Source organism: Alkalihalobacillus alcalophilus ATCC 27647 = CGMCC 1.3604 (assembly GCF_000292245.2).
Classification (GTDB): domain Bacteria; phylum Bacillota; class Bacilli; order Bacillales; family Bacillaceae_D; genus Alkalihalobacillus; species Alkalihalobacillus alcalophilus.
Genome location: NZ_ALPT02000009.1, coordinates 45,218 through 71,804 on the forward strand (window position 1 = coordinate 45,218; position 26,587 = coordinate 71,804).

At 38.2% G+C, this 26,587-nt stretch carries 24 protein-coding genes; all 24 read right to left on the minus strand.

What is annotated here, in order from left to right; all coding sequences use genetic code 11:
* Positions 1 to 136 precede the first annotated feature (136 nt).
* The 24 genes from BALCAV_RS03750 to dpaB all read right to left on the minus strand — a co-directional run bounded on the left by BALCAV_RS03750 (position 137) and on the right by dpaB (position 26,244).
* Entirely contained in the window at positions 137 to 802 is a 666-nt protein-coding gene (locus BALCAV_RS03750) for an AAA family ATPase (RefSeq protein ID WP_003321356.1), read from the minus strand.
* Complete coding sequence (locus BALCAV_RS03755; protein WP_003321357.1) at positions 792 to 1,052, minus strand: hypothetical protein; 261 nt, start codon at positions 1,050 to 1,052, stop codon at positions 792 to 794. Before BALCAV_RS03755 ends, BALCAV_RS03750 begins: the two co-directional genes overlap by 11 nt.
* Positions 1,053 to 1,065: 13 nt before the next feature.
* Positions 1,066 to 2,505 carry an AAA family ATPase gene (locus tag BALCAV_RS21060; protein WP_003321358.1) on the minus strand — a complete coding sequence of 480 codons (1,440 nt, stop codon included), beginning with the start codon at positions 2,503 to 2,505 and terminating at the stop codon, positions 1,066 to 1,068.
* Entirely contained in the window at positions 2,498 to 3,487 is a 990-nt protein-coding gene (locus BALCAV_RS03765; RefSeq protein WP_003321359.1) for a metallophosphoesterase family protein, read from the minus strand. Before BALCAV_RS03765 ends, BALCAV_RS21060 begins: the two co-directional genes overlap by 8 nt.
* 105 nt (positions 3,488 to 3,592) lie before the next feature.
* Positions 3,593 to 4,642: a recombinase RecA gene (gene recA / locus BALCAV_RS03770; protein WP_003321360.1), complete on the minus strand. Its 1,050-nt coding sequence runs from the start codon at positions 4,640 to 4,642 to the stop codon at positions 3,593 to 3,595.
* Between the two features lie 240 nt (positions 4,643 to 4,882).
* Positions 4,883 to 6,487 (minus strand): DEAD/DEAH box helicase, encoded by a 1,605-nt coding sequence (locus tag BALCAV_RS03775; RefSeq protein WP_003321361.1) that lies wholly within the window; start codon positions 6,485 to 6,487, stop codon positions 4,883 to 4,885.
* Entirely contained in the window at positions 6,474 to 7,736 is a 1,263-nt protein-coding gene (locus BALCAV_RS03780; protein ID WP_003321362.1) for a competence/damage-inducible protein A, read from the minus strand. The genes BALCAV_RS03775 and BALCAV_RS03780 overlap by 14 nt, the downstream gene beginning before the upstream one ends.
* A gap of 13 nt (positions 7,737 to 7,749) precedes the next feature.
* On the minus strand, positions 7,750 to 8,328 hold the full coding sequence (pgsA, locus tag BALCAV_RS03785) for a CDP-diacylglycerol--glycerol-3-phosphate 3-phosphatidyltransferase (protein WP_003321364.1): 579 nt from the start codon (positions 8,326 to 8,328) through the stop codon (positions 7,750 to 7,752).
* A 28-nt stretch (positions 8,329 to 8,356) separates the two neighbouring features.
* Positions 8,357 to 8,851 carry a YajQ family cyclic di-GMP-binding protein gene (locus tag BALCAV_RS03790; protein WP_003321365.1) on the minus strand — a complete coding sequence of 165 codons (495 nt, stop codon included), beginning with the start codon at positions 8,849 to 8,851 and terminating at the stop codon, positions 8,357 to 8,359.
* Between the two features lie 291 nt (positions 8,852 to 9,142).
* Positions 9,143 to 10,036: a helix-turn-helix domain-containing protein gene (locus BALCAV_RS03795; RefSeq protein WP_003321366.1), complete on the minus strand. Its 894-nt coding sequence runs from the start codon at positions 10,034 to 10,036 to the stop codon at positions 9,143 to 9,145.
* A gap of 20 nt (positions 10,037 to 10,056) precedes the next feature.
* Entirely contained in the window at positions 10,057 to 10,830 is a 774-nt protein-coding gene (locus tag BALCAV_RS03800) for a YmfK family protein (protein ID WP_003321367.1), read from the minus strand.
* A gap of 581 nt (positions 10,831 to 11,411) precedes the next feature.
* Complete coding sequence (locus BALCAV_RS03805) at positions 11,412 to 11,663, minus strand: DUF3243 domain-containing protein (protein ID WP_003321646.1); 252 nt, start codon at positions 11,661 to 11,663, stop codon at positions 11,412 to 11,414.
* A 79-nt stretch (positions 11,664 to 11,742) separates the two neighbouring features.
* Positions 11,743 to 12,474: an elongation factor P 5-aminopentanone reductase gene (ymfI, locus tag BALCAV_RS03810; RefSeq protein WP_003321647.1), complete on the minus strand. Its 732-nt coding sequence runs from the start codon at positions 12,472 to 12,474 to the stop codon at positions 11,743 to 11,745.
* Positions 12,467 to 13,762 (minus strand): EF-P 5-aminopentanol modification-associated protein YfmH, encoded by a 1,296-nt coding sequence (gene yfmH / locus BALCAV_RS03815; RefSeq protein WP_003321649.1) that lies wholly within the window; start codon positions 13,760 to 13,762, stop codon positions 12,467 to 12,469. The genes ymfI and yfmH overlap by 8 nt, the downstream gene beginning before the upstream one ends.
* A 3-nt stretch (positions 13,763 to 13,765) precedes the next feature.
* Positions 13,766 to 15,043: an EF-P 5-aminopentanol modification-associated protein YfmF gene (yfmF, locus tag BALCAV_RS03820; RefSeq protein WP_003321650.1), complete on the minus strand. Its 1,278-nt coding sequence runs from the start codon at positions 15,041 to 15,043 to the stop codon at positions 13,766 to 13,768.
* Positions 15,044 to 15,080: 37 nt separating this feature from the next.
* A complete protein-coding gene (locus BALCAV_RS03825) occupies positions 15,081 to 15,806 on the minus strand; it encodes a GntR family transcriptional regulator (RefSeq protein WP_003321651.1) in 726 nt (241 codons plus the stop codon).
* Between the two features lie 144 nt (positions 15,807 to 15,950).
* Positions 15,951 to 18,314, minus strand: coding sequence for a DNA translocase FtsK (locus BALCAV_RS03830; RefSeq protein ID WP_040323533.1), 2,364 nt, complete (start codon positions 18,312 to 18,314; stop codon positions 15,951 to 15,953).
* A gap of 125 nt (positions 18,315 to 18,439) precedes the next feature.
* The gene (locus BALCAV_RS03835; RefSeq protein WP_003321653.1) at positions 18,440 to 18,658 is read right to left on the minus strand and encodes a YlzJ-like family protein; all 219 of its coding nucleotides are present in this window, start codon (positions 18,656 to 18,658) and stop codon (positions 18,440 to 18,442) included.
* The gene (locus BALCAV_RS03840; RefSeq protein ID WP_003321654.1) at positions 18,655 to 19,398 is read right to left on the minus strand and encodes a ClpP family protease; all 744 of its coding nucleotides are present in this window, start codon (positions 19,396 to 19,398) and stop codon (positions 18,655 to 18,657) included. The genes BALCAV_RS03835 and BALCAV_RS03840 overlap by 4 nt, the downstream gene beginning before the upstream one ends.
* Before the next feature lie 545 nt (positions 19,399 to 19,943).
* Positions 19,944 to 21,611, minus strand: coding sequence for a ribonuclease J (locus BALCAV_RS03845; protein WP_003321655.1), 1,668 nt, complete (start codon positions 21,609 to 21,611; stop codon positions 19,944 to 19,946).
* A 686-nt stretch (positions 21,612 to 22,297) separates the two neighbouring features.
* Positions 22,298 to 23,173 carry a 4-hydroxy-tetrahydrodipicolinate synthase gene (gene dapA, locus BALCAV_RS03850; RefSeq protein ID WP_003324458.1) on the minus strand — a complete coding sequence of 292 codons (876 nt, stop codon included), beginning with the start codon at positions 23,171 to 23,173 and terminating at the stop codon, positions 22,298 to 22,300.
* A 52-nt stretch (positions 23,174 to 23,225) separates the two neighbouring features.
* Positions 23,226 to 24,443, minus strand: coding sequence for an aspartate kinase (gene dapG, locus BALCAV_RS03855; protein WP_003324459.1), 1,218 nt, complete (start codon positions 24,441 to 24,443; stop codon positions 23,226 to 23,228).
* A gap of 16 nt (positions 24,444 to 24,459) precedes the next feature.
* A complete protein-coding gene (gene asd / locus BALCAV_RS03860; protein WP_003324460.1) occupies positions 24,460 to 25,506 on the minus strand; it encodes an aspartate-semialdehyde dehydrogenase in 1,047 nt (348 codons plus the stop codon).
* Positions 25,507 to 25,650: 144 nt separating this feature from the next.
* A complete protein-coding gene (dpaB, locus tag BALCAV_RS03865) occupies positions 25,651 to 26,244 on the minus strand; it encodes a dipicolinate synthase subunit B (RefSeq protein WP_003324461.1) in 594 nt (197 codons plus the stop codon).
* Between the last annotated feature and the right edge of the window lie 343 nt (positions 26,245 to 26,587).

Here is a 26,587-nt window from a genome sequence, read left to right on the forward strand (position 1 = left end):
CTTGCTATCTAATTGTTGGTTCCATACATGCATTTTTGTCATGTTAATCATGTTTCAAACAATTTTTGGTTCGAATGCGGAAAGAATTAAATTAATACCGCATACCATATAATTGTAAAGCTCGTATACATGATTGTCAAGAGTTGTCAAGAACGATCAACTCACTGATGCCATCACGAATCGAGACTTGATACGCCTTATCACCTGATTCAGCTAGATGCTGATTGTGAGTAATCATAATAACTTGCCGTTCAAACATCATACTTAACGACTTCAAAAAATCGTATAAATAATGCACATAATCGCCTGAAACATGTTTACCTGGCTCGTCTAAAAGGAGAGGTCCGTTCATTTTTGGTTGGATCGTTTCGATTAAAGCAACACGTAAAGCAAGTGTCACAATATCGACGACACCGCCCCCCCTTGAATCTTGAGGTTTTGTTTTAATTTGAACCCCTTCATATTCGGTTACAACATAAAATTCAGCGACCGCTTTGTTCCCATGCTCTTCAATTTCAATCACAAAAGAAAAAAGCGGGCCGAATACATATTGTAAGGCATTGGTGACAAGTGTTTCCATTTGCTGCTTCGCCTGTTCCCTTGCATATTCAGCTGATTGCTGTAAAAGCACACGGGCTTTTTCATAAACATCAATTGTTTCTTGATATTCATTCAGTTCGTTTTGCTTTTTTGCGAGCTGTTCTTCTAACAGGACTCGTTTCGCATCAAGTCGAATCCATTCATTTTTAGTTTCCGTTAGTTGACGTTCTAGCTCAGCTATTTTGCCTCGATTATCTAGCATCTTTCATAAGTTCCTTTGGAATTAACGACCAAGCTTCATTTATGGCTTGCTCTATATGCTTTTCAAGTGCTTCAATCTCTTGATCCAACTCCTCTGGTTTTACACCAAGTTCATTAAGCTCTGCTAATAGACGTTTCTCTTGATTTTCTAATTCTTCTAATTTCGCTTCAGCCCGGTAACGCATATCCTTTGCTTGCTCAATCGTTTTTTTCATTTTGGCCAAATCTTGTTCAATATGTTCATGGTTCATTTTTTTCTTCCTCCTATTCATGTAAAAAAGTCATTACTTTTTCTTGATTCACTTCATGGCCACATAGAGGGCATGTTCCTTCGTTCACTAAAGCTTGTTCGTATTCCTTTTCAAGTTTAGATAAATCGACTAATGTTTTTTCTATAAAGGTTTTTCCCTTATCAATACGGTTTTTTAAATCCTCATATTGAACTCGTTTTTGTTTCAAAGTCTCCATTGTTGCAACCTTTTTATCAACAAAACCTAACTGTTCATTTAATGGATCAATTTTTTCTAACGACTGTAATTGTTTTTTTAGACTACTTAGTTCTATATGCAAACCCTTTTTTTGAATAGATAAATTCGATAACTGGCGTAAACGTCTCGTTTGTTCATGAACTTGCCCAAGTTGTTGAATTGGCTCATTTAATACAAATTCCGTTTGTTGTAACCGGTCTTTCAAATCTTGTTGTTCCTTTTTAAGCTGCTGATAACTCGATGAAAGTTTCCCTAATTGTTCTCTTTTTTGTTCATTGGCAACGATTTTTTCAAAAATATCTTGAACGGTTTGGACGTGCTTTGTTTTTTCAATCCATTGTTTACACACAATGATTGCGGTTTTAGTCTCCTGTACATATTGCTGCTTTCGCTTCAATTCTTTCAAGCGATACATCGCGTTTTGGATATTTTCCAGCTTGACTTCCCAGTTTAATGCTCCTGAAACTAATTGTTTCGTCCGTAACATTTTCGCTTTTTCCTGTTGTTGCTCTTTGTATTCAGCTTGCAAGCTTTTCCACTTTTCAAGTCGTTCTTGTTTGGCTTTTAATTGTGCCATAAAAGCTTCTGCTTTGTTAATTTTTTCTTTAGAATCATTGAGAGCTTGATATGGTTCAAGCTGATGCTGTAATTGTTCGACCTCTTCTTGGCCGTGCTTTTTTCTTTGTTGCAATTGAGATAAATCCTTTGACGTATCACGAATCGCCATGTCTAAATAATGAGCCCCACTTATCCGACCAATTGTTTTCGCTCGCACCGACCCTGTTTGCTCTAATAAAAATGGGCCATCTAATTGCTGAGCAAGGTGGAGGTGCAATTCATTATCTCGATCGACTCGTAACGGAAACATACCATGGGCTTCGAGCACTTCTTTCGGAACTTGGGTACCAAATCCTTCTAAAACGAGCTCTTCATCATTTGCTTTTTTTATTATATAGCGGTTTTTGGAGCTTTTTCGCTCCCTAATAATTGTGGCTCCATTTTCAAACTGGATCGTTACTCGTACAAAGTTCGCCCCAACTCTGACAAAGTCCGTTCCTCTTGGCAAGTTAAATAGGACCCAACGAATCGCTCTAATAATCGCCGTTTTACCGCTGTCTGATTGACCAACAATGACATTTAACCCTTTATCAAAATCAACCCATGTATCTAAATGAGATTGAAAGTTTTCGAGTCTAACAGAGAGTATGTTATTCATACTCCTCCCCCTCCCAGCTTTCTTCTACAACGGTAATCCTTCGTAACGCCTCTTGTTTGACCTCGTCCTCAACATTCGATAAAGAAGCGAGTTCTTGGATAATATCAGACATTTGTAAGCTTTGAAAATCAGATTGTTCTTTTACTTGTTGAATAAATTGATGGAGTTTTTCTTCTTGATGGACCGCTTTTTCTAAAAAACTACGATCGAGTACTTCTTCCCCTTTTTGAGCGGTTTTTAATACTTGTTCGACTAAATCTATTTTTTCTTTCGATAGTTGACCGATGATAACTTTTGGGAGGCGATTAAGCTCTGACCAATGATTGTTAACACGAGCTATTGCTCCTGGATTACAAATAAACTTTCCTTCTCGTTCTTTAATTCCAAAACCACCATGATAATGTCCTGTAAATAAAATATCAGCCGTTGTTCCCCAAATATGATCAATTAATGTGTGAGGGATTCCTTCTGGTAAAGCCTTTTCTACAAGCATACTATGGACAGTATGAATCATAAGATCTGCTTGATGTTCGTTAATTGGGTAATAATCTAACTTTGGGTCACGTTGATCTAAATCGTAATGATAAGGTTGTCCAGATAATTGCACCTTTAGACCGTTTTTTTCAAGTAATAGCGGAGCATCTGGCTGAATAATCGTCATTAAACCAAACGAATCTAATAAACCTAACATCGTACGAGAGAGAGTATTTGGATTATGACCATATGTGTCATGATTACCTGAAATCGCGTAGATTGGCATTTGAGCTGCTCGAAAGATTTTCGCAAATTGGCCGACCACATTCGGCGATAAATCAGGTCTATCAAAAACATCACCACCATGTAAAATAAAATCAACTTGGCGTTCATTAGCGATTTCAATAACCTCTGTTATTTTCATTTTTAATGTTTCAACAAAATCATCTAATCGATTTTTCGGGGAAGTTCCACGAATATGGGTATCGGTAAAATATAAAAATTGCAAGTTCTTCTCCACCTCCCGTAAATAGAAAAGTCGACAAAGTTATAATTAAGCCTTTGTCGACATCTTCAAACCCTTTACAAAATGGGCTTTTTTTATATTATATCCTTATTTTAAATCTAATGGAAGTTCATCGATTTCCTCTTCCGTTGGAGCATCTACTAAAATTTCACCATCTAAACCGTGATGCTGACGGATTTTACGTTCGACTTCTTCTGTAAGATTCCCATTCTCTTTAAAGAATTGTTTCGCATTTTCACGGCCTTGGCCAAGTCTTTCTTCATTATAAGAATACCAAGCTCCACTTTTTTGAACAATATCAAGTTCAGCCGCAATATCTAAGATAGAACCTTCACGGGAAATTCCTTCTCCATACATAATGTCCACTTCTGCTTGTTTAAACGGTGGAGCGACTTTGTTTTTGACTACTTTAATTTTTGTTTTATTTCCGACCATTTCATTACCTTGTTTTAAGGTTTCAGCACGACGTACTTCTAAACGAACAGAAGAATAGAACTTCAAGGCACGTCCACCTGGAGTCGTTTCCGGATTACCGAACATAACCCCAATTTTTTCACGAACTTGGTTAATAAAGACCGCAATCGTTTTAGATTTATTAACTGCACCAGATAGTTTACGAAGGGCTTGAGACATTAAACGAGCTTGTAAACCGACATGGCTATCGCCCATTTCCCCTTCAATTTCCGCTTTTGGAACTAATGCAGCAACAGAGTCAATAACGATAATATCAATCGCACCACTTCTTACTAATGCCTCAGCAATTTCTAATGCTTGCTCCCCTGTGTCTGGTTGGGAAAGAAGAAGTTCATCAATATTAACGCCTAATTTTTGGGCATATACTGGGTCAAGAGCATGCTCCGCATCAATAAAAGCCGCTTGCCCACCTGTACGTTGTACTTCTGCAATCGCGTGTAGAGCAACAGTTGTTTTACCAGAAGATTCTGGTCCGTATACTTCAATAATTCTTCCACGTGGATATCCACCTACACCTAAAGCAATATCAAGGGCTAATGAACCACTCGAAATTGTCGATACACGTTGATCTGTTTGTTCACCTAACTTCATAATGGAACCTTTCCCAAATTGCTTTTCGATTTGGCGTAATGCCATATCAAGGGCTGCTTTACGTTCACTCATTTTACAATCTCTCCTCTATCCATTTAATTTAAATTTCATTTATTCAAATCATGTCTTCACATAAAGATGATCGGTTATCGCACTTAAAAATTCAAAAAGGCGAATCTATGTTTCCTATGATCTATCATAACGCTTTTTTCTTCATTTGCCAATAGTTTTTACGAACATTTATTCGGTTTATTGGAATATGTTGAAAGAGAGGGTGGTAGGACTGATCACATCAATCCTACCATCATTAAATTAAGAACGTGTGGGTGTTCTTCTTTCGCGTTTTGGTCGAGGTTTAGCAGGCTCTAGATTAACTCTTGCTCCATTGATTCGAGAATAACGTAACGCTTCATAGACGAATGGGGCAACTTCCTCAGGTACTTCAATAAAAGTAAAGTTTTCAAAAATATCAATTCGGCCAACTGCCTTGCTCGGAATCCCAACAAGCTCAGCGACTTCTTCCGATAAAATTTTCGGTGTTAAGTTCACATTACGACCAACATTGATAAAGAAACGAATCATTCCTTTAGCACCGCCCGTTTCACCGAAATTATAGCCGGCTTCTTCATTAGGCGTTTCCGTTGAGAAATTCATCTTTAATAAAGCCGAAACAACATCTTCTGGTGAATGAACTTCTAAAATTTCTTTGACAAGAGGAGAAAACAAATCAAATTCTTTCCCGCGTGCCTCAATTGTATCGGTTACTCGTTTTTTCCATGAATCATGTTGCTTTTCCACAACTTCTTCAATCGTTGGCACATCTTGAGAAGGAATGCTCATTTTGATTTCATGTTCAATCGAACGTAAATGCTTCATCTCTCTTGGTGTTACAAGTGTTAGAGCTAATCCCTGCCTACCTGCCCGTCCTGTTCGCCCAATACGATGAACATAACTTTCAGGATCTTGTGGAATATCATAGTTAATAACATGTGTAACATTATCAACATCAATTCCTCTTGCTGCTACATCTGTCGCAATCAAAAATTCAATTGAAGAGTCACGGAACTTTTTCATAACTGAATCACGCTGGGATTGCGTTAAATCACCATGAAGACCGTCCGCCAAGTAGCCACGTGCTTGTAGGGCCTCCGTTAATTCCGCAACCCCTTTTTTAGTACGGCAAAATAAAATTCCTAAATCAATTTCTTCACTGTCAATAATCCGACATAATGAATCAATTTTATTTCGCTCTAAAACCTTAAAGTAAATTTGATTAATTAAAGGTGCAGTAACTTCTCCTTTATTAATCGTCACCATTTTCGGGGTCGTCATATATTTTCTTGATAGTTTTTTAATAGCTGGAGGCATTGTGGCAGAGAAAAGTAACGTCTGCCTTACCCCTTTTACTTCTCTTAAAATATGTTCAATATCATCGATAAAGCCCATATCTAACATTTCATCTGCTTCATCTAATACAATCGTATGTACACTGTCTAGCTTTAAAGTTTTTCTTCTTAAATGGTCAAGGATACGACCTGGAGTACCAATTACAACTTGTACACCTTGTCTTAAAGCTTTAATTTGATGACCAATAGACTGCCCACCGTAAATTGGCAATGTGCGAATACGTTTATGCACAGAGAGCTTCTGTAACTCTCCTGAAACTTGAATCGCTAGTTCTCTTGTTGGTGTTAAAATAAGGGCTTGAACATACTTTTCATTCGTTACTTTATCGACAACAGGGATACCAAATGCGGCTGTTTTTCCCGTTCCCGTTTGAGCTTGCCCAATTACATCTCCACCTTCTAAAATGACCGGAATTGCTTTCGCTTGAATTGGCGATGGTTCTTCAAACCCCATATCCTTAATTGCTTTTTTAATTGAATCTGATATTTCGAAGTCATTAAAATATGTCATTACTGCTCTTCCACCTTTTCATTTCATTAAGCAAATAATAGCAGCCGTACTTCACAGCTCTATCTCGAATTGCATTACGGGATCCATGAAGGGATAATGTATATCCATTTGCAATCCCTGATTTCCCGACAATTGATATGTAAACCGTCCCTGGGTCCTTCCCTTCCTGCTTGTCTGGTCCCGCGACACCTGTAAAGCTAATGGCAATATCACTTTCATAAAGTTTTTTTGCACCAAGTGCCATTTCTTTTGCACAGCTTTCGCTCACAACTCCATCTTGCTTGATTACTTCTTTCGACACTTGAAGTTGTTTTTCCTTTTCTTTCGTCGAATAAGCGACAGTTCCCCCGCTAAAAATTTCTGAAACACCAGAAAAACTCGTTAATTCACTTGCAAACATACCACCTGTTAAACTTTCAGCGCATGAAATTGTCCATTTTTCCATTTTTAGCTGTTGGACAACTTGTTTCATTAAAGAAGTCTGATCATACCCATAAAAATAATCGCCTACAATCGCTTGAATTTCTTTTTCAGTGGCATCTAATAAGCGAATCGCTTCTCCATCATCTTCATGTTTAACCGTTAACCTTAACGTCACTTCACCATTGCCAGCGAGCGGAGCAATCGTTGGATTCGTTTGATTATCAATAAGAGTTTCGAGGCGTGTCTCTAAAGCGGATTCACCGATATTAAAGAAGCGTAATACTCTCGATGTAATCTTGCCACGATTTAAGAGCATTTTTTCGAGTAATGGAACCAATTCTTTGACAAACATCGGCTCCATTTCTTTTGGAGGACCAGGTAGAAGAATGATCATTTTTTTATCTTTTTTAAATAACATTCCCGGAGCCATTCCATTCCGGTTCACAAGTACTTCTGCCCCTTCTAAAATAAGGGCTTGTTTTTTGTTATTTTCCGTCATCTTCATCTTTCGTTTAATAAAATATTGTTCAATGCTAAAAAGAGCATTTTTGTCATAAACAAGCTTCGTCTGAAATAGTTTTGCGACCGTTTCCTTCGTTAAGTCATCCTTTGTTGGCCCAAGCCCCCCGGTTAATATAACAATATCAGAACGCTGACTAGCTAAGTTTAAACTATCATAAAGTCTCTTTTCATTATCTCCGATGACGGTCTGATAATAAACATCTATTCCTAAAATCGCTAATTGCTCAGAAATAAACTTTGCATTGGTATTTAAGATTTGACCTAAAAGAAGCTCCGAACCAACCGCCAAAATTTCTGCTCTCATAAAATCGCCCCTATTAGCCTTGTTTGGCTAAAATATGTTTATTTTTCACAAAATAATCAATACCAGAAACAATCGTTAGAATCGTTGCAATCCAAATCATGATTTGATCAAAGGGAAATGAAATCGCTGAAAATGGTATATTGTAAAGCATTAACGCGGAAATTCCGATAATTTGAAAGACTGTTTTTAATTTACCTAGTGGACTTGCCGCAATCACATCACCATCTGCCGCTGCAATTAAACGAACCCCTGTCACCGCAAACTCACGACTAATAATAATAATCGCTATCCATGCCGCTAGTAAATCTAATTGGACTAAACCAATTAAGGCTGCTGTAATTAAGAGCTTGTCTGCCAAAGGATCTAAAAACTTACCAAAGTTCGTCACGAGATTTAACTTTCTTGCATAATAACCATCAAGCCAATCTGTGGCTGACGCAAAAATAAATAAGCAAGCGGCGATCAAATGTCCAACAGGGATCACAGTCCCAAACATTTCAATCGTACCAAGTGGTAAATCCGCTAACATAAATACCATAAAAACAGGAATTAAAATCATTCTAGATACTGTAATTTTATTAGGTAAATTCACTACATTAACCTTCCTTCTAAACAATTAACTAACGCATATTGACAAACTGAAGAGCAAAGTCAAAATCCTGCTCCTTCAAAAGGTGAATAACCGTTTGTAAATCATCAATACTTTTAGCAGTGACTCTTACTTGCTCACCTTGAATTTGAACTTTTACTTTTAAATTGGCATCGCGTATCACTTTTGAAACTTTTTTCGCTTTATCAGTCGTTAACCCGTTAATCAATTGGATTTGTTGTCGAACAAGTCCACCTGAAGCAGATTCTACCTTTCCTAAATCCATTGACTTTTGCGATAACCCTCGCTTAATAAATTTTGATTTTAAAACATCAAGCACGCTATTTAACTTGTATTCATCGTCTGAGATAACGGTAATTTGTTCGTCACCCGATCGTTCAATTGAGCTTTTTGAGCCTTTAAAATCATATCGGTTCGTTATCTCTTTCACCGCTTGATTAATCGCATTATCAACCTCTTGTAAATCAATCTCAGAAACAACATCAAATGAATGTTCTTTCGCCATCACCAAAAACCACCTTTCCTTGAAACCATTTCAAAATCGTCAAAATTATCTTATATCCTTATGGACTTGTTGATCATTGTATCATAAAAGGACCCTTGAAATAAAAAACCATCCTATCCTTTAACTACTGTCCAAATTGAAAATATAAATAAAGAAGACCTAACCGTATTCTAATATATTCCACCAATTATTGCGATTATTATCGATAAAAATGATAAAAAACACTACCATCTCACATACCAAATTTATCCTTTATTAATGGACAAAAAAAGTGAACATTTTGTTCACTTTTTATTCGTCACTAGAGAAACTAATATGAATATATTGATGAACTGCATCTAACTCATATTCAATCAGCTCACCATTAATATAAACCTCAACATTGTTTGAAGCTCCAATATTAATTTCAATTTCATTCTCTTCACTTAAATCAAACTCTAGTTCTACATCCTCATTAGATGTATTTGGTTGACCACTATGTAAAATAGTTCTAGAGTCATCCTTAATATCATAGTAAGAAGAGCTACCACTAAAATGAAGTTCAACCATTAATTCATCTGTACCTGTAAGCTCATAATAAGCTCTGGTTCCTTGTGTTTCTGTTAAGGTAAGTACTGATTGAGATTCCTCTACGGCTTCTTCTTCCTCAGTACCTTCTGAATCACCTTCATTATTGTCTTCTGTTTCATTGTCTGCTGCATCTTCTTTATCATCTAGAAAGTCTTCGGCAAACTCACTTTCTCCTAAATTATCCTCAGGAGGAATAGGCTCACTGCTAGTCCGATCCAATGACTGCATGACAAGCCATACGAGGGCAGCAATTACGACAATCGTCAGCAACCCAGCAACGAGTGGAATAAGCGGACTTTTTTTACCGGGTCGACTCGGTTTTACGGACGATTTTGATGAACGCTCGCGACGAGAAGGCAAATTAGTGACCTCTTTTTGTGGATTCGGTAACTCATTTTTATATTGATCAAATAATTCCTCGGGATCGATTCCAACTGACTCGGCATATGTTTTAACAAACGCCCTTGCATAAAAAAGACCTGGGAGCGTTTCAAAACGACCTTCTTCAATCGCAACTAAATAGCGTTTTTGAATTTTTGTTGTCGCTTGTAAATCTTCTAATGTAATTCCTTTTTCTTCACGAACTGTTTTTAAATGTTGACCAAGCTCTGACATACTAACACCTACCTACTACTTTAACTTATATCAAAAGACGAAAACCCTGATTCAACTGAGTCATATGTAATTTCCTCTGAGTCATCATTCCTTAATTCGATAATACAATCAAAATCCTCTAATTCATATTCAGTTTCGCGCACAAAAATATCTGGATGCTCAACGACCTTTACCGCAGGCAATTGCATAATGTCTCTCACAAGCTGACGATGCTTTTCTGTTGCTCTCATCGTTGAAACAATCCCATCAATAATAAAAATATGGTCGCTCCCTTGTTCATCATCATTTAAATGAGTTCGAACAGTTTGTCTCAGTAATGTTGAGGAAATAAACGACCAGCGTTTATTAGCACAAACACTTGAGGCAACGATCGACTCGGTTTTTCCTACACGAGGCATTCCACGAACACCTACGAGGAAATGACCATCTCTTTTATATAATTCGGCCATAAAATCAACTAATAACCCTAATTCTGAACGAATAAAGCGAAATATCTTTCTGTCATCTGCGTCACGTTGAATGTATTTGCCATGCCTAATCGCTAATCGATCACGTAATCTCGGTTCACGAAACTTCGTAACCGAAATGCTATCGATCGTTTTTAAAATGGCAAGAAATCGTTTGATTTGGTCATCGTCTGAGCTTTTTATTAGCATTCCCCGATTTTTATCATCAACCCCATTTATGGTGACAATATTAAGTGAAAGCATTCCGAGTAAGGAAGAAATGTCACCAAGTAAGCCTGGACGATTTTTTACGATTTGATATTCTAAATACCATTCTTTTAACGTCATACAAAACACCTTTCTTATCACTAAACACTAGTAACGAGCACTATGTGGATGATTGTCAATATTAGGCGAACTTAATCTTACTTGTTTATCATAATTGATCTTTCTCATAATTGAAAGGTGTTTATCGGATCATTTTCATAAAAAAGACATTCATCATATTGATTCGATAGATTCCATACATTTTCATAGTTTTTTACATATTTTTTTTGAGAAGCTTTAAGAAAACATGGCTGTATACTTCCGGGTCACTAAAAATAGGCTACTCGTTAAAATAGGGGTTCATAAATTAGTTGTACTCCGCCAGCTCCATACCCTACGCGTTCCGCGGGTGAACCGGGAGCCTCCTCGCTCCGCTGTGGGGTCTCCCGTGTTTCACTTTTCCCGCAGGAGTCTCCGGGTATTGCGCTGGCTCCGTTTTGGATCATCAAAAAACGTTTGATGCTATGATTGACACTCTAATAAATAATCTGATTTCCTAGGGGGCTTTCTCGCCACAGTTAAACTTGAGACTTCTTCAACAACCTTGTATACCTCCGGGATGTGAAACAAAAGGACTTCGCTTTTGCGAAGTCCTTCGTTTATTAATGATCGTGTTGCACGAGTTTAACCATCATATTCGCAATGGCATGCTGCTCACTTTCATCTGCCACTTTCCACAATTCAGCTAACACTCGCTCTTGTTCGTTTTTCGGTTCAACTTGCGCCGCCAAATACTCACCAACTTGATAAGCAACATCACTGATAACATTATGGTTCATTCCTTCGCTCTCAGCTTGATGAAGACGCTCACCTAGGAAGTCTTTCCACTGATCCCAATTATCGAGTACAGACATGTAAACCCCTCCTTCAAAAATGTAATGCTTCGATTTATATCATTCCTCGATTCCGCCCATAATATGCATAGAATTTTTTTTAACAATACCAAGCACCGTTTACAGAAATAATTTGACCATTCATATAGGAGGTTTTTTTGGATAGTAAAAAAGAAACGAGCTCAGCCACCTCTTCTGGTTGTCCCAATCGACCTGCTGGGATCTCCTCAATTAAAGCTTTTTTTTCTTCATCCTCATAACGGTCAAGCATTTCGGTGGCAATCGCTCCCGGTGCAATCGCATTAACTTGAATATTACTCAGAGCCACCTCTTTCGCTAATGCTTTAACAAAACTATTAACTCCTCCTTTAGCAGCAGAATAAATCACTTCACAGGAGGCTCCAGTTAATCCCCAAATTGAAGAAATAAAGACAATTTGTCCTGACCGTTCTCGAATCATTGCAGGTAAAAGAGTGCGAGTTATTTTTATTGGGTTATGTAAATGAATATTCATGATTTTTGTTAACTCATCATCGCTCGTATCTGAAAATAGCTGAATGGAATCAATTCCAGCATTATGAATGACGGCATCGACTTGACCGGTTATTTGACGCAATAGCTCACTTGCCCCATTATGCTCGCATAAATTTGCTTTCACTAAGACAACCTCTGCCCCTAATGCCTCACATTGCTCTTTTAACAAATGAATCGCTTTTTCATTACGATAATAATGCAAAAAGAGGGTACGCCTAGGAGTGGCAAGCGATTTTGCAATCGCTTGACCAATCCCTCCAGACGCCCCTGTTAAAAGCACTTGTTCTTTTTTACTCATGATAACCCTCTGCCTTCACTTGACAGATTGTATAACAATCAAAATCAAAATGGTCCTTCATAATCGTCTCTAAATCCGCTTTATCTAAGCTTTCAAGTACGGGGACGATGTCAAACAAATTCATCTCATTAAATTCATAACGAGTAAACTGATTGGCAATATATTCAGGTGAATTTAACGAACGTAAAAAGGAGCCTATTTTTTTCTTAATCGCTCGTTTCACCACTTCTTCAGATAGTTGTTTTTCTTTAAATTGAGTAATTTGTTCTTCTAATTTCGCCGCTAATTTATCAGGGTGTTTTGTATCTCCCCCGATAATCGTAAAACCGAACCCTTTTTCGGCTGAATAATCAAAAGAGAACGTATCATCAATTAAACCTTGTTCATAAAGCTCTTGATAGTTATTTGAGCTTTGACCAAACATTAAATCGAGTAAAATATTAAGGGACAACTCATGCTTTAACAATTCATTCCCTTGTTTATTCGGATTTTTATCCTTAAAACCAACTAATAGCTTTGGTGTTTGTACAGGCATCGTAATGACATTCTTTTTCTTAGCCACACCAGATCCCTCGGTTGGATAAAACCGCTCTATTTGTTCTGGTTCGGCAAATGTTTTTTTCGCTTGATTATCCTTTACTTGTTTGATAATCGCCTCTGGCTTAACAGGTCCGACTACAAAAAGCAACATATTATTCGGATGATAAAACGTATGGTAGCACGTATATAGCATTTCCTTCGTTATTTTGCCAATCGATTCAGCAGTCCCAGCAATATCAATTTTTACAGGATGATCTTCATACATATTTTCAATAACACCAAAATAGGCACGCCAATCAGGATTATCATCATACATCGTAATTTCCTGCTCGATAATTCCTTTTTCTTTCTCAACACTTTGATCGGTAAAATAAGGATGTTGGACAAAATCAACTAATGTTTCAAGATTTTTCTCAATATTAGATGTACTAGAAAATAAATAAGCAGTCCTCGTAAAGCTCGTAAATGCGTTCGCTGAAGCTCCCTGTTTACTAAAATCTTGGAATACATCGCCATTTTCATCTTCGAACATTTTATGCTCAAGGAAGTGGGCGATGCCATCAGGAACACGAATCGCTTCTTGCTCATTTAACGGCTTAAATTCATTATCAATCGAACCATATTTGGTTGTAAATGTCGCAAATGTTTTATTGATTCCTTCTTTTGGCAGGACATAAACATCTAATCCATTACTTAACTGTTCATAATAAAGCGTCTCATTTAATTGTGAAAACGTAATTGGTTTCATCGCTTATACCCCCTTACCTTTTAAGAAGTAAATCGTATCGAGTTCAATTTTTTGTGCCGCTTGCACGATTTCGTCCTTTGTCACATTTTGAATTTGTTCAATCCACTGTTCGATCGTACGTTGATGACCACTCACTACTTGATGATAAGCTAACTCCACAAAGCCTCTAGCGACATCAACTGATTCAAGAAGTTGATTAATGAGCATCGCTTTTGTTTGTTCAATCTCCGCTTCGGTAAAGTCGCCCTTTTTCATAGCATCCATTTGCTCTTTAATGATTTCCACTGCACGGTCATATTTGCCAAATTCAATCCCTGACATGACCATAATCAATCCTTTATGGCTTTCAAACCGAGAAGCAGCATAATAAGCAAGGCTTTCTTTTTCACGAACATTTATAAATAACTTCGAATGAGAAAACCCGCCGAACAAACCGTTACATACTTGCATTGCAACATAATCGGGATCAGCAAAAGTCGTATTCGCACGGAAACCAATATGGAGCTTGCCTTGTTTGACATCCTGCTCATCAAATACTTTCTTTTCTTTAATCTCGTTTGGTTCAGAGCTCGGAAGTTCTTTTACATTGTTAGCTAATTGAATACCAGAGAACGTTTCGGTTAATGTTTCTTTTAATTCAGTCTCGTGAAAATCACCGACAACATATAAATCAAAACGATTAGTCTCAAGTATGTTTTGATAATACGTATATAGCTCACTAGCTGTTATCGCTTGCACTTGTTCCTTTGTCCCAAACGATGTTAAGGCATAACGTTCCCCTTTAAACATTTCTTCCGTAATCCGGACATTCGCATAACGCATTTTATCGTCAAACACAGATTCAATTCGTTGAACAAGAGAACGCTTTTCACTTTCAACTATTTCTTTTTTAAAAGCCTCCCCATCCACAAGTGGCTCAAAAATGATTTCCTTTAATAATTCAATCCCTTCTTTGAGAAGTGATGTTTTTTCACTTAAAAACTTTTCATTGGCCACATCCAATCTAAAGGAAATGACATGATCTTCCCCTTTTTTCTGAACATCGGTTGCGAGCATCGCCCCATATAAATCATCTAATCGTTGACGAAACTTCGCTCGTTCAGATGTTTTAGCTGTAGCACTTTGAAGCACATGTGGCAGTAAAGCTCGATAAGCGACCGTCTCTTCTTCTAAAGGTGCTTTTAACATCATCACAAAGCTATACGTTTTAAATTTAGCTGTTTTTACAAGATGGGCATTAATCGAATCTAATGAGTGTACGGTTTCATTGAGTTCTTTCATCTAGTCTAAAACTCCTTTTTTGATCATTTTGATTAGGTTATGCTTTAATCCGTTTTCTTAACACGTGGAACTTAAATTTATCGGCTCTAAAATAATTTAATGAATAAAGAAGTGGTTCATCCTGCTCGTTATAATGGATTTGTTTAAGCAATAATAGCGATGTCTCCGGATCACATTCAAGAATCTCAGATACTTTTTCATGATAACCAAGCGGCTCAATATAGGTGACTGCATAAGATATTCCTTGTCCAGATTCATCCAAAAAAGAAAAAAAGGACTTAATTTCATGAATTGAAAAGTCTTGTACTAATTCATGTGGGATTTTATCCAAACAATAAACAATTGGGACTTGATTTGCTGTTCGAACCCGTTCGATTTCAAGAATTTTATCCGTTTCAATTGGATTGAACCTTTTTTTATCCTCTTCAGTCGCTTCTTTAATCGCTGATGAAAGAAAGATCGTACCCGGCTCCATATCGGCTTGGGCAATCATTTCCGTTACACTATGAAGCTCCTCTATCCCTGCCGAAAATAGTGGCTTTGTATGAACAAAAGTACCCACCCCATGACGACGGATGACGACCCCTTCCTCTTCCAATAACCTTAAAGCTTCTCTAAGAGTTGCTCGACTAATCCCTAATTGTTTAGACAAATCAAACTCGGACGGCAGCTTTTGTCCTTCTTGATACACTTTATTTTCAATATCCTGTTTTATTCGATCAATCACTTGTAAATATAATGGTCGCTGATCCGCTTTTATCACATGTTCCACTCCTTCAACTTTCTACTTCTCTCCATGAGGCCAAAAGAGATAACCGAACTCGATGCTCACTTTCTGTTATAGAGCTTCCTCCGCTCAGATTTTGCATCGTTCGCATTCTCGGTTAAACACTTTTGTTTTATCTTTTTACGAAGATTGTTCTTCATCATTTTTTTTAGCCACTAAAACCTCTCGTGGTTTACTGCCCTCATAAGGACCAACTACGCCTCGTTCTTCCATTTGATCAATGATACGAGCTGCTCTCGCATAACCAACCCGAAAACGACGCTGAATCATCGACACGGAAGCTGTATTCATCTCTGTCACTAATTCAACTGCATCTTCATACAAATCATCTGTCTCTTCGTGATTCGTTGTCTGCACCTCTTCTGATGGGGTCATTTCTTCTATGTATTGTGCTTTTTGTTGCGAAATAACGTAAGAGACGACGCCTTCAACCTCATCATCTGATAAAAATGCTCCTTGTACGCGCGTTGGTTTTGTTGCACCAACCGGTAAATAAAGCATATCGCCACGACCTAAAAGTTTTTCGGCTCCCGCTGAATCAATAATCGTTCGCGAATCGACTTGAGAAGAAACACCAAAAGCAATTCGAGAAGGAATATTCGCCTTAATAACCCCAGTTATGACGTCAACAGAAGGTCTTTGTGTCGCAATGATCATATGAATGCCTGACGCTCTCGCCATTTGGGCAAGCCTCGCAATTGAATCCTCCACATCGCCACTTGCGACCATCATTAAATCAGCTAACTCATCAACAATGACGACAATATATGGAAGGAACGGCTGTTTCGCCTGTTGTCCTTCATTCGCACGTCTTATATATTCATTATACCCTTCAATATTTCTTGTACCCGAATTTGAAAATAAATCATAACGGCGTTCCATTTCGGCCACAACCTTTTTTAAAGCTTGTGACGCTTTTTTCGGTTCAGTCACAACAGGGGTCAATAAATGAGGAATTCCATTGTACATATTTAACTCAACCATTTTAGGATCAATCATCATCAATTTCACTTCATGAGGTTTCGCTTTTAATAAAATACTCGTAATAATCCCATTAATACAAACACTTTTCCCACTTCCCGTTGCACCTGCTACAAGAAGGTGAGGCATTTTATTTAATGGAGCTAATACTGGTTCACCTGAAATATCACGACCTAAAGCAACAGATAATACATTCGTATCCTCTTTTGACTTATCAGAGTCTAGAACCTCTCTTAACGTTACAATGGCCACCTCTTGATTTGGCACCTCGATCCCAATCGCAGACTTCCCAGGAATGGGTGCCTCAATCCGAATATCTTTTGCCGCCAATGCTAGCGCTAAGTCATCAACAAGATTAACAATTTTACTTACCTTCACACCTACACTTGGATTCACTTCATATTTAGTTACAGAAGGCCCTAAATGCACTTTCATTATTTTCGCTTTGACACCAAAACTCTCCAGTGTCTGTTCAAGTTTTCTCGCATTAGACGTTAAACGCTGGCGATCACTACTTTGATTCGCTAATGTTGGTGATTGTAATAAATCAAAGGAAGGTAGTTGATAATCTATATTTTCCTCAATCGCTGTTGTCATGAGTGCCACCTCAGGCTGCTCCTCTGTTTCGTGATGCTCTGACTCCTCATGCTTGTCCTGATTTTTCTCAGCTTGTTTCGTTTTTAATTCAGCTTGCTCTTTTGCTTCAACCGATTTAGAATAGGCTCTTTCTGCAAAGTCCACAATTTCAGGCTCTGGTGATTCATCTAGTTCTGATGTCTGTTTTAACTCATCCTTCATTTTAGCTTTTTTATCTGCTTTTTTCTTACGTTGATTTTCACGTTCTTCAGCAAGCTTTTCCTTCGTTTGTTCCTTCCATAGTTTTCCGTCCCTAATAAAGTTATTAAAGCTATCTGTTAAATACACATAACTCTTTCGGAAACCTGAAGCAGCAAACTCTGTAAACGATTTACCTGTAATTAAAATTAAACCAACAATAAACAAAATAAAACAGAGAAAATAAGAACCACTTTCCGCAAATAAAAAATGACTGACAGCAAAAACGATTGAACCGATCATTCCCCCACCTAAATCTCCACTCGCAGGTGCTTCTCCCCTTATCTCCATTGAATAAAGTCGAAACGTATTGCGAATAACGGATTGATCAGTAAACCCTTCACGATAACCTAAATTTCGAAATAAACCAATATGACTGAATAATGCAAACGACGTCATCATAACATAAATACCGGCCATTCTTCTCGACCAAAATGTCGGCATTTCTCGTTTAAAAATCACATATAGTGCGAGGACCAGTAGCCCTGCCGCTAATAAAATAAACCATTCCCCTAAAAAAAAGCGGAATAAACTAACAAATGTTTCCCCAACCGATCCTAAGCGAGCTAGTGTAACAACGGCAATCACTAACAAACCTAAACCGATTAGCTCATACGTAAGCTGGGATTTCCATTGTGTTTTTTCTTTTTTTTCTTTTTGCCAAAGCACTCACCCTTAATCATCTAAATGTTCCCAATACTAAGAAGCAGCCAAAGACTGGCTGCTTTTACTAATCATTCATTATTATATCATACCCGATGCTTTTTCATGAATAAATATCGAAGGGAATGAAACTATTGTGGCATCGCCTGAATGACCGTTCCTGGAGTGTATTGCTCATTTAAATAAGCCATTGGATTTGAACAAACTAAGCGAATAACTTTGTAATCAGAGCCATTGATTTGTTGCACGACTAAATGGCCATCTTCAATCGGAACCGTTACATAATTAGAATATATTTGTTCGTCTTCAGGGAAAACCATTTCGTTTGGCATCATCGTATATAAAATCATTGGACAAAATCTCCTTGGTTCTTTTTCTCATCAATGAGCGTATTTAATTTCACTAAAGCCTGCCCTATTCCACCAACTTCATTGATTAAACCATATTCTACTGCATCCGTTCCCACCACATTCGTTCCAATATCTCGTGTTAAATTTCCTTTACTAAACATAAGTTCTTTAAATTTATCCTCGCTAATTTCCGAGTGCTTAGTTACAAAATTGATGACCCTTTCTTGCATTTTATCGAGATATTCAAATGTTTGTGGAACGCCAATCACTAGCCCTGTTAAACGAACAGGATGAATCGTCATCGTTGCCGTTTCGGCAATTAATGAATAATTAGAGGCAACGGCAATCGGTACACCTATCGAATGACCCCCACCTAACACGAGTGTCACAGAAGGTTTTGACATCGAGGCAATCATTTCAGAAATAGCGAGTCCCGCTTCGACATCACCACCAACTGTATTTAGAATAATTAACAGACCTTCTATTTTCGGATTTTGCTCAACCGCTACAAGCTGCGGAATTAAATGTTCATATTTAGTCGTTTTATTTTGCGGTGGCAGTTGCATATGCCCTTCAATCTGACCGACAACTGTCATACAATGGATATTCGAATTTTCCATTTGTACGACATTTGTCTGTCCTAACTCTTGAATCTTATCTAAAATCCCCCCAGATTTCTCTTCTTTTTTAGGCTCTGTTGGTGGTGGTGGTTGTTCTTGGTTAGAGGCATAATGATCCATGACAATAACGTCCTCCTTCTTTTCTGGATGCTTTTAGTATGAGCGCTTCATAGTCAAATATTCCTTAGCACACAAGAAGTGGGATACAGCTAACAGGGATCTCCTAAAAAAGGATGAGTGGATACATGTTTTGGCTGGTTGCAGACCTTTATTTGGGTGCCATACTCATTTGGATACATGTTTTGGCTGGTTGCTGACCATTATTTGGGTGCCATACTCATTTGGGTACATGTTTTGGCTGGTTGCTGACCATTATTTGGGTGCCATACTCATTTGGATACATGTTTTGGCTGGCTGCTGACCATTATTTGGGTGCCATATTCATTTGGGTACATGTTTTGGCTGGCTGCTGACCATTATTTGGGTGCCATACTCATTTGGGTACATGTTTTGGCCTTTCCTAATCGAATAAGTGGGTTCCGTTTCGAGCGGTATCCACTTACTCGGTCTATCTAAACCAACAAAAAAGATGACTAAAAAAGTGGAAACACTTCTTCAGTCACCTCTATTACAAAAACCTTTGCCTTCATCAATTATTAGACGTTTTATACTTCCATAATAATCGGCAAGATCATTGGGCGTCTTTTTGTTTTTTCAAATAGATAACGACTTAACCCTTCTCTGACATTACTCTTTAAAGAAGACCATTCATTGACATTTTCTGTCATGCACTTCTGTAAAATACTTCCGACCAACTCATTTGCATCCTCGAGTAATTTTTCGGATTCACGAACATAGACAAAACCACGTGAAATAATATTTGGACCAGAAACAATTTGACTTGTCTTCTTGTTTAAAGTAACGACGACAACTAATATCCCATCCTTTGATAAAAGTCTACGATCTCTTAGCACGATATTCCCGACATCACCAACACCTAACCCATCAATTAACACATTTCCGGAAGGTACTTTACCAGCTTTACGAGCTTGTCCTTTTGCAAATTCAATAACATCGCCTTTATCTACTAAGAAAATATTTTCTTCTGGGATGCCAACACTTAACGCTAAATCCTTATGAGCGTGCTGCATTTTAAACTCACCATGAACAGGAACAAAATACTTAGGTCTCATTAAATTAATCATCAGTTTTAATTCTTCCTGACTACCATGTCCTGATGCATGAACTCTTGCTTGACCGTACACTACTTCCGCACCAATACGGTGTAATTTATCAATAATTCCGGACACTGATTTTTCATTCCCTGGAATTGCATTCGCGGCAATGATCACCGTATCATATTGGGTAATCGTAATTTGACGATGGGCTCCTTTAGCCATACGTGTTAACGCAGACATTGGTTCGCCTTGGCTTCCCGTCGTTAAAATCGTAATATGCTCATCGTCATATTTATTGATTTCATCCACTTCAATCATAATATCTTTTGGATAAGTCAGATAGCCTAATTTTGATGCAATCGTAATGACACGAACCATACTTTTGCCGACTACAGCTACTTTACGATTTGTCCGAATCGACGCCTCGATTACTTGTTGAATTCGGTGCACATTCGAAGCAAAAGTTGTCACGATAATTCGACTAACCGTATTTTCAAATACCTCTTGAATGCCGTGTCCTACTTCTGTTTCTGATTTTGTTAAACCTGGTCTTTCTGCATTTGTACTATCAGACAGTAAACATAAAACTCCTTTTTGACCAATTGCAGCCATTTTACCGATATCTGCTTGCAGTCCATCGACTGGAGTTTGGTCAAATTTAAAGTCACCCGTATGTACAACATATCCTTGTTCCGTCTCAATACAAATACCTACTGAATCTGGGATACTGTGATTCGTTCGGAAAAAGGAAACATTTGTGCTTCCAACGACAATATTGGAATGTTCATCAATTAAATGGAGTTTGGTTTGACGCCAAATGCCCGCTTCCTTCAGTTTTTCTTCCACTAAGCCAAGGGTTAATTTCGTTCCATAAACTGGAACATTTAGTTGTTTTAATACATAAGTCAAGCCCCCAATATGGTCCTCATGTCCATGTGTTAAAACAATTCCTCTTACACGTTCCTCGTTCTCGATAAGATACGAAACGTCTGGAATGACGATATCGACACCTAACATATCATCATCTGGGAACATTAGCCCCGCATCAACGATAATAATATCTTCATTCACTTCAACTCCGTACATGTTTTTACCAATTTCGCCTACTCCTCCTAAGGCGAATACCCGTACTTTCTCTATTTTTTCGTTTGACAATGTGCTTCCTCCTAATTTGTAGAAAAAATCTTAGCTGTTGCTTTATTTTTCTATTCGTTAATCTTTTCGTTGTCCGTAAAATCATTTTCTAAAGAAACTAGGCTTAAAAGACAACCTAGTACGATTCTTTTACCTATCCGACCCATATCCTTGGCAAAGATGGTTCAAATAAAATGAATAAACATTTAATACTTCTGTTCATCATACCCGTCCGAATCACTTGTTATCAGTATACCTTATTTTCAAAATGAAAGACAAGACTGATCTTCCTCAGTTGCTAAAATCAAGAAATTATTTAATTGTTTTCAATAAAAATTTAACAACTTGGTTTACTCAACCACCCCCTGACAAAATCGCAGCGAGGTCTGCTATTTTTCACTATTGATGCCACTGAAAACCGTTTACTCGTTAATATATGGCTAGATTAGTTAGTCTGCTCCTAGAGCTGCACGCCCTACGCGTTCCGCGGGTGAATCGGGAGCCTCCTCACTTCGCTGCGGGGTCTCCCGCCCTTCACTATTCCCGCAGGAGTCTCCGGGCATTCCGCTCGCTCCGCCTTTGGTCATCAAAAAAAGTTTTAGAGCAAACACAGGGATTAACTTCAGCTTTTTTCCTATCCTAAACAAAAAACTCGCTAAGAAGTAACTTCTCAACGAGCTTTCAAAAGACTTATCATCATACTTTTTTTAGAATTTTGCCTTGTTCATTAATTCATTTAATTGCGCCTTTATTTCTGGTTCAATGTCGACCAATGGCAAGCGGACGCTGCCAACATCTATCCCTTTTAAACTTAGTGCATATTTAACACATGTTGGACTTGGCGCTAAAAACATCGCTTTCATCAATGGCAGTAGCTGCCTATGCATGGCTGCTGCCCCTGCCACATCCTCATTAAAATAGGCCTCAATCATTTTTTTCATCTCTAAACCATAAACATGTGCCGCTACAGATACAACGCCATTAGCACCAATCGCTAATGAGGGGATTGTTGATGAATCATCGCCACTATAAACGTAAAAATCATCAGGTGTACCCTCTATAATCTCAGCAACTTGCTCTAAGTCCCCACTTGCTTCTTTAACGGAAGTAATATTGTCTACTTTCGCTAATTCAATCACTGTTTCGCTTGTCATATTAACAACAGTACGTGCCGGCACATTATATAACATAACAGGTAAATTTGTACTTGCTGCAACAGCTGAAAAATGCTCAATCAAGCCTTTTTGTGAAGGTTTATTATAATAAGGGACAACAGCCATGATGCCATCCACCCCTAGAGCCGTTGCCCGCTCGGTCGCTTGAACAGACTCTTCTGTATTAAAACTCCCGACACCTGCAATGACTGGAATTCTTTGATTAACATAATCCACAACAAAACGAAATAATTCATCCTTTTCTTGTTTCGTTAATGTAGGAGATTCACCCGTTGTTCCACAAACAACGAGTGAGTCAGTTCCATGTTGAATTAAATGATCGATTAACCTCTTTAATGAGACATAATCTATTTGACCATTATCTTGAAAAGGAGTAACCATAGCTGTTAATAAACGTCCAAAATTCATGACTCTCAGCTCCTTAACAATCGTCAAAACAAACAATATGAAATCGGTGCTTTTATTCGTCTGATTCTATTAAATGGAACATATGATGGAGAGCATTAACGGCCTTTACTAAATCCTCACCTTTGACTAAAACCCAAATCGTCGTATGGGAGTCAGCCGATTGTAAAATCTGAATGTTTTCTCTCGATAAAGCTCCGACAATTTTGGCTGTGACTCCAGGTACTCCTGTCATTCCAGCTCCAACTGCCGAGACTTTGGCACAATTGCTTTGCACTTCCGGCTCATACCCCATCGTTTGTAAAACGTCAATCGCTCGTTCAGCAACTTCATCTAAGACCGTATAAACAACACCGCGTGGATTGATATTAATAAAGTCGACGCTTATTTTTTCATTCGCCATCGCTTTAAAAACCTTTTCCTGCAAATCATATTGCCCATCTTGTGCAAACACTTTAATTTGCGTTACATTTGATAAATGGGCGATACCTGTAATGATTCGTTCTTTTACGTCTTTGGTGGCATCTTCATTTAATGAAGATGTAATTAATGTGCCACGCTCTTCTGATAAGGTTGAACGAATACGAATCGGGATCTTCGCTTGCATCGCGATTTCCACCGCACGAGGGTGAATCACTTTCGCCCCTTGATAGGCCATATTACAAATTTCCGTATACGTCATCACATCTAAAGCCCGAGCTTCTTTGACAATTCTCGGATCAGCCGTCATAACTCCTTCAACATCGGTAAAAATATCAACCCATTCCGCTTGAACGGCAGCCCCAAGAGCTGTAGCCGACGTATCACTCCCACCTCGACCTAATGTTGCCAGTTCACCATTTTTGGATTGCCCTTGGAAACCAGCTACAACAACAACATCAAAGTCGGCAAGAAGTGTCTTTAAATGCTCGGATCTCATATCGGTAATTTTCGCTTGCGTAAAATCTTCATTCGTTCTAAATCCAGCTTGAGCACCTGTTAATGCTCTTGCTTTTAAACCTTTTTTCAATAATACTTCTGTAAAAACAACTGAGGAAATCACTTCACCACATGAGACAAGTAGATCTTGCTCACGCTTTGGCATAATCGTTCGATCCATTAAACCGAGCAATGTGTCTGTTGCATAAGGCTGACCCGCTCGCCCCATTGCCGAAACGACGACAATTACTTTATAGCCATCCTCGATTGCACGCATCACATGACCAGCCGCAAGTCCTCTTACTTCCTCGTCTTTAACTGATGTTCCACCAAACTTTTGAACAATGATTTTCATAATACACCACTCTTATTTATCCTAGTAAATTTAATTTAATTAAACTTTCAGCAATTTGAACTGAATTCCATGCAGCACCTTTTAGTAGATTATCTGAAACGATCCACATATGATATCCATTATCACGGTCTAGATCTCGGCGAATTCTCCCGACAAACACATCGTTTTTGCCTACAGCAGTAGATGCCATTGGGTAAATTTGATTGTCTGGATCATCTTGTAATGTAACTCCAGGTGATGAAGCTAATAACTCTTTAATCTCTGTAACAGACGCTCCACCTTTATCTGTTTCAATATAAACAGACTCTGAATGCCCTGTTTCCACTGGTAAACGTACACAAGTAGCAGCGACTTCAAGTTGTTCCATATGCATAATCTTTTTCGTTTCGTTTATCATTTTCATTTCTTCAAATGTATAACCATTTTCTTGAAATAGATCAATTTGTGGAACCGCATTAAAGGCAATTTGATAGTGCTTTTTATCACCACTACAAGGTAGAACCTCTGCCTTTACTTCCTCTCCATTTAAAATCGCAGTTGTTTGTTGTTTCATTTCTTCAATCGCTTCTAACCCTGCTCCAGATACGGCTTGGTACGTTGAGACCACAACTTTTTTCAAACCATATTTTTCACGTAATGGCTCAAGAGCGACAACCATTTGGATCGTTGAGCAGTTTGGATTAGCGATGATGCCCTTATGCTCTTTTAAATCCGCTTCATTTACTTCTGGTACGACTAGCGGCACTTCTGGGTCCATCCGATAAGCACTCGTATTATCAACGACAATCGCTCCTCGTTTCACTGCTTCTGGTGCTAATTTTTTTGAAACAGAACCACCTGCACTAAATAAAGCGACTTGCACTCCTTCAAAAGAATCTGGTGTTGCTTCTTCAACTGTATACTCTTCACCTTTAAAAGTAATTTTTGTTCCAGCCGATCGCTTTGAAGAAAGTAATTTTAATTGACCAATTGGAAAATCTCTCTCTTCTAAAGTTTTTAACATTTGTTGACCTACTGCTCCTGTTGCTCCTACTACGGCTACGCTGTAACTTACATTTTGCATGAATACTGTCTCCCTTCAGTTTTCAAAAAAATTAACAAATGGTCAGCCTATCCAATTACGATCTTTTTATGTTGGCTGTGTGATTACTCTATTAAACTTTAAGGGAAAACAAGCATTAATGCAACTGTTGCCAAAAAGAATCAATTAATCTTTGTATTTTTCAATTAGCACTGGTTGATATTGTTTTCCCTCAATCGCCGCTTCAACCGTCTCTACAAGTGAGTCCATACGAGCGACAAGCGAATTCGGTTTAAGAACAGGATCATCTTGCCCAAACGGAATAAAGTAAATATTTTTCGTTGCCATCAATCTCATAATATTGATGCCATTTAAACCTAATGCATCATTTGTTGAGATTCCTAGAACTACAGGATTGCCATTTCTCAAAGTCGCTTTAGCCCCCATTAGAACGGGAGAATCGGTTAAAGCATTGGCAAACTTGCTCGTCGAATTTCCCGTGATTGGGGCGATAACCATACAATCTAATGGGGTCTTAGGACCAAATGGCTCTGCTTTCACAATCGAATTGACAATCGGTTCATTCGTAATCTCTTTAATTTTCCTTAACCAATCTAAGCTATCTCCAAACTTTGTGTCCGTCGATTCAACAGTATAGGTAATAAATGGGGTAACCTTTGCCCCTAAGCTAACTAACTTTTCCATTTGTGGAAGAACGGCATCATACGTACAATGAGATCCCGTTAAACCAAATCCAATATGCTTCCCTTCCAACAACATAATAAACCTCCTTAAATATAAAGCGGAGTCCGTTTGCTCAGAAGCGAGAAAAAATTAGGGGCGGCTTATGAAGTCGCTCTTTGACTTCATAAAGACGAACCGATTTTTCTCGAGCTTCTAACGGACGCAGCTAGATTGAATATAAAGCGCAGCCTGTTTGTTCAGAAGCGAGAAAAAATTAGGGGCGGCTTATGAAGTCGCTCTTTGACTTCATAAAGACGAACCGATTTTTCTCGAGCTTCTAACAGGCGCAGCTAGATTGAATATAAAGCGCAGCCTGTTTGTTCAGAAGCGAGAAAAAATAAGAACAGCTGATGAAGACGCTTTTTTGTCTTCATTCAGA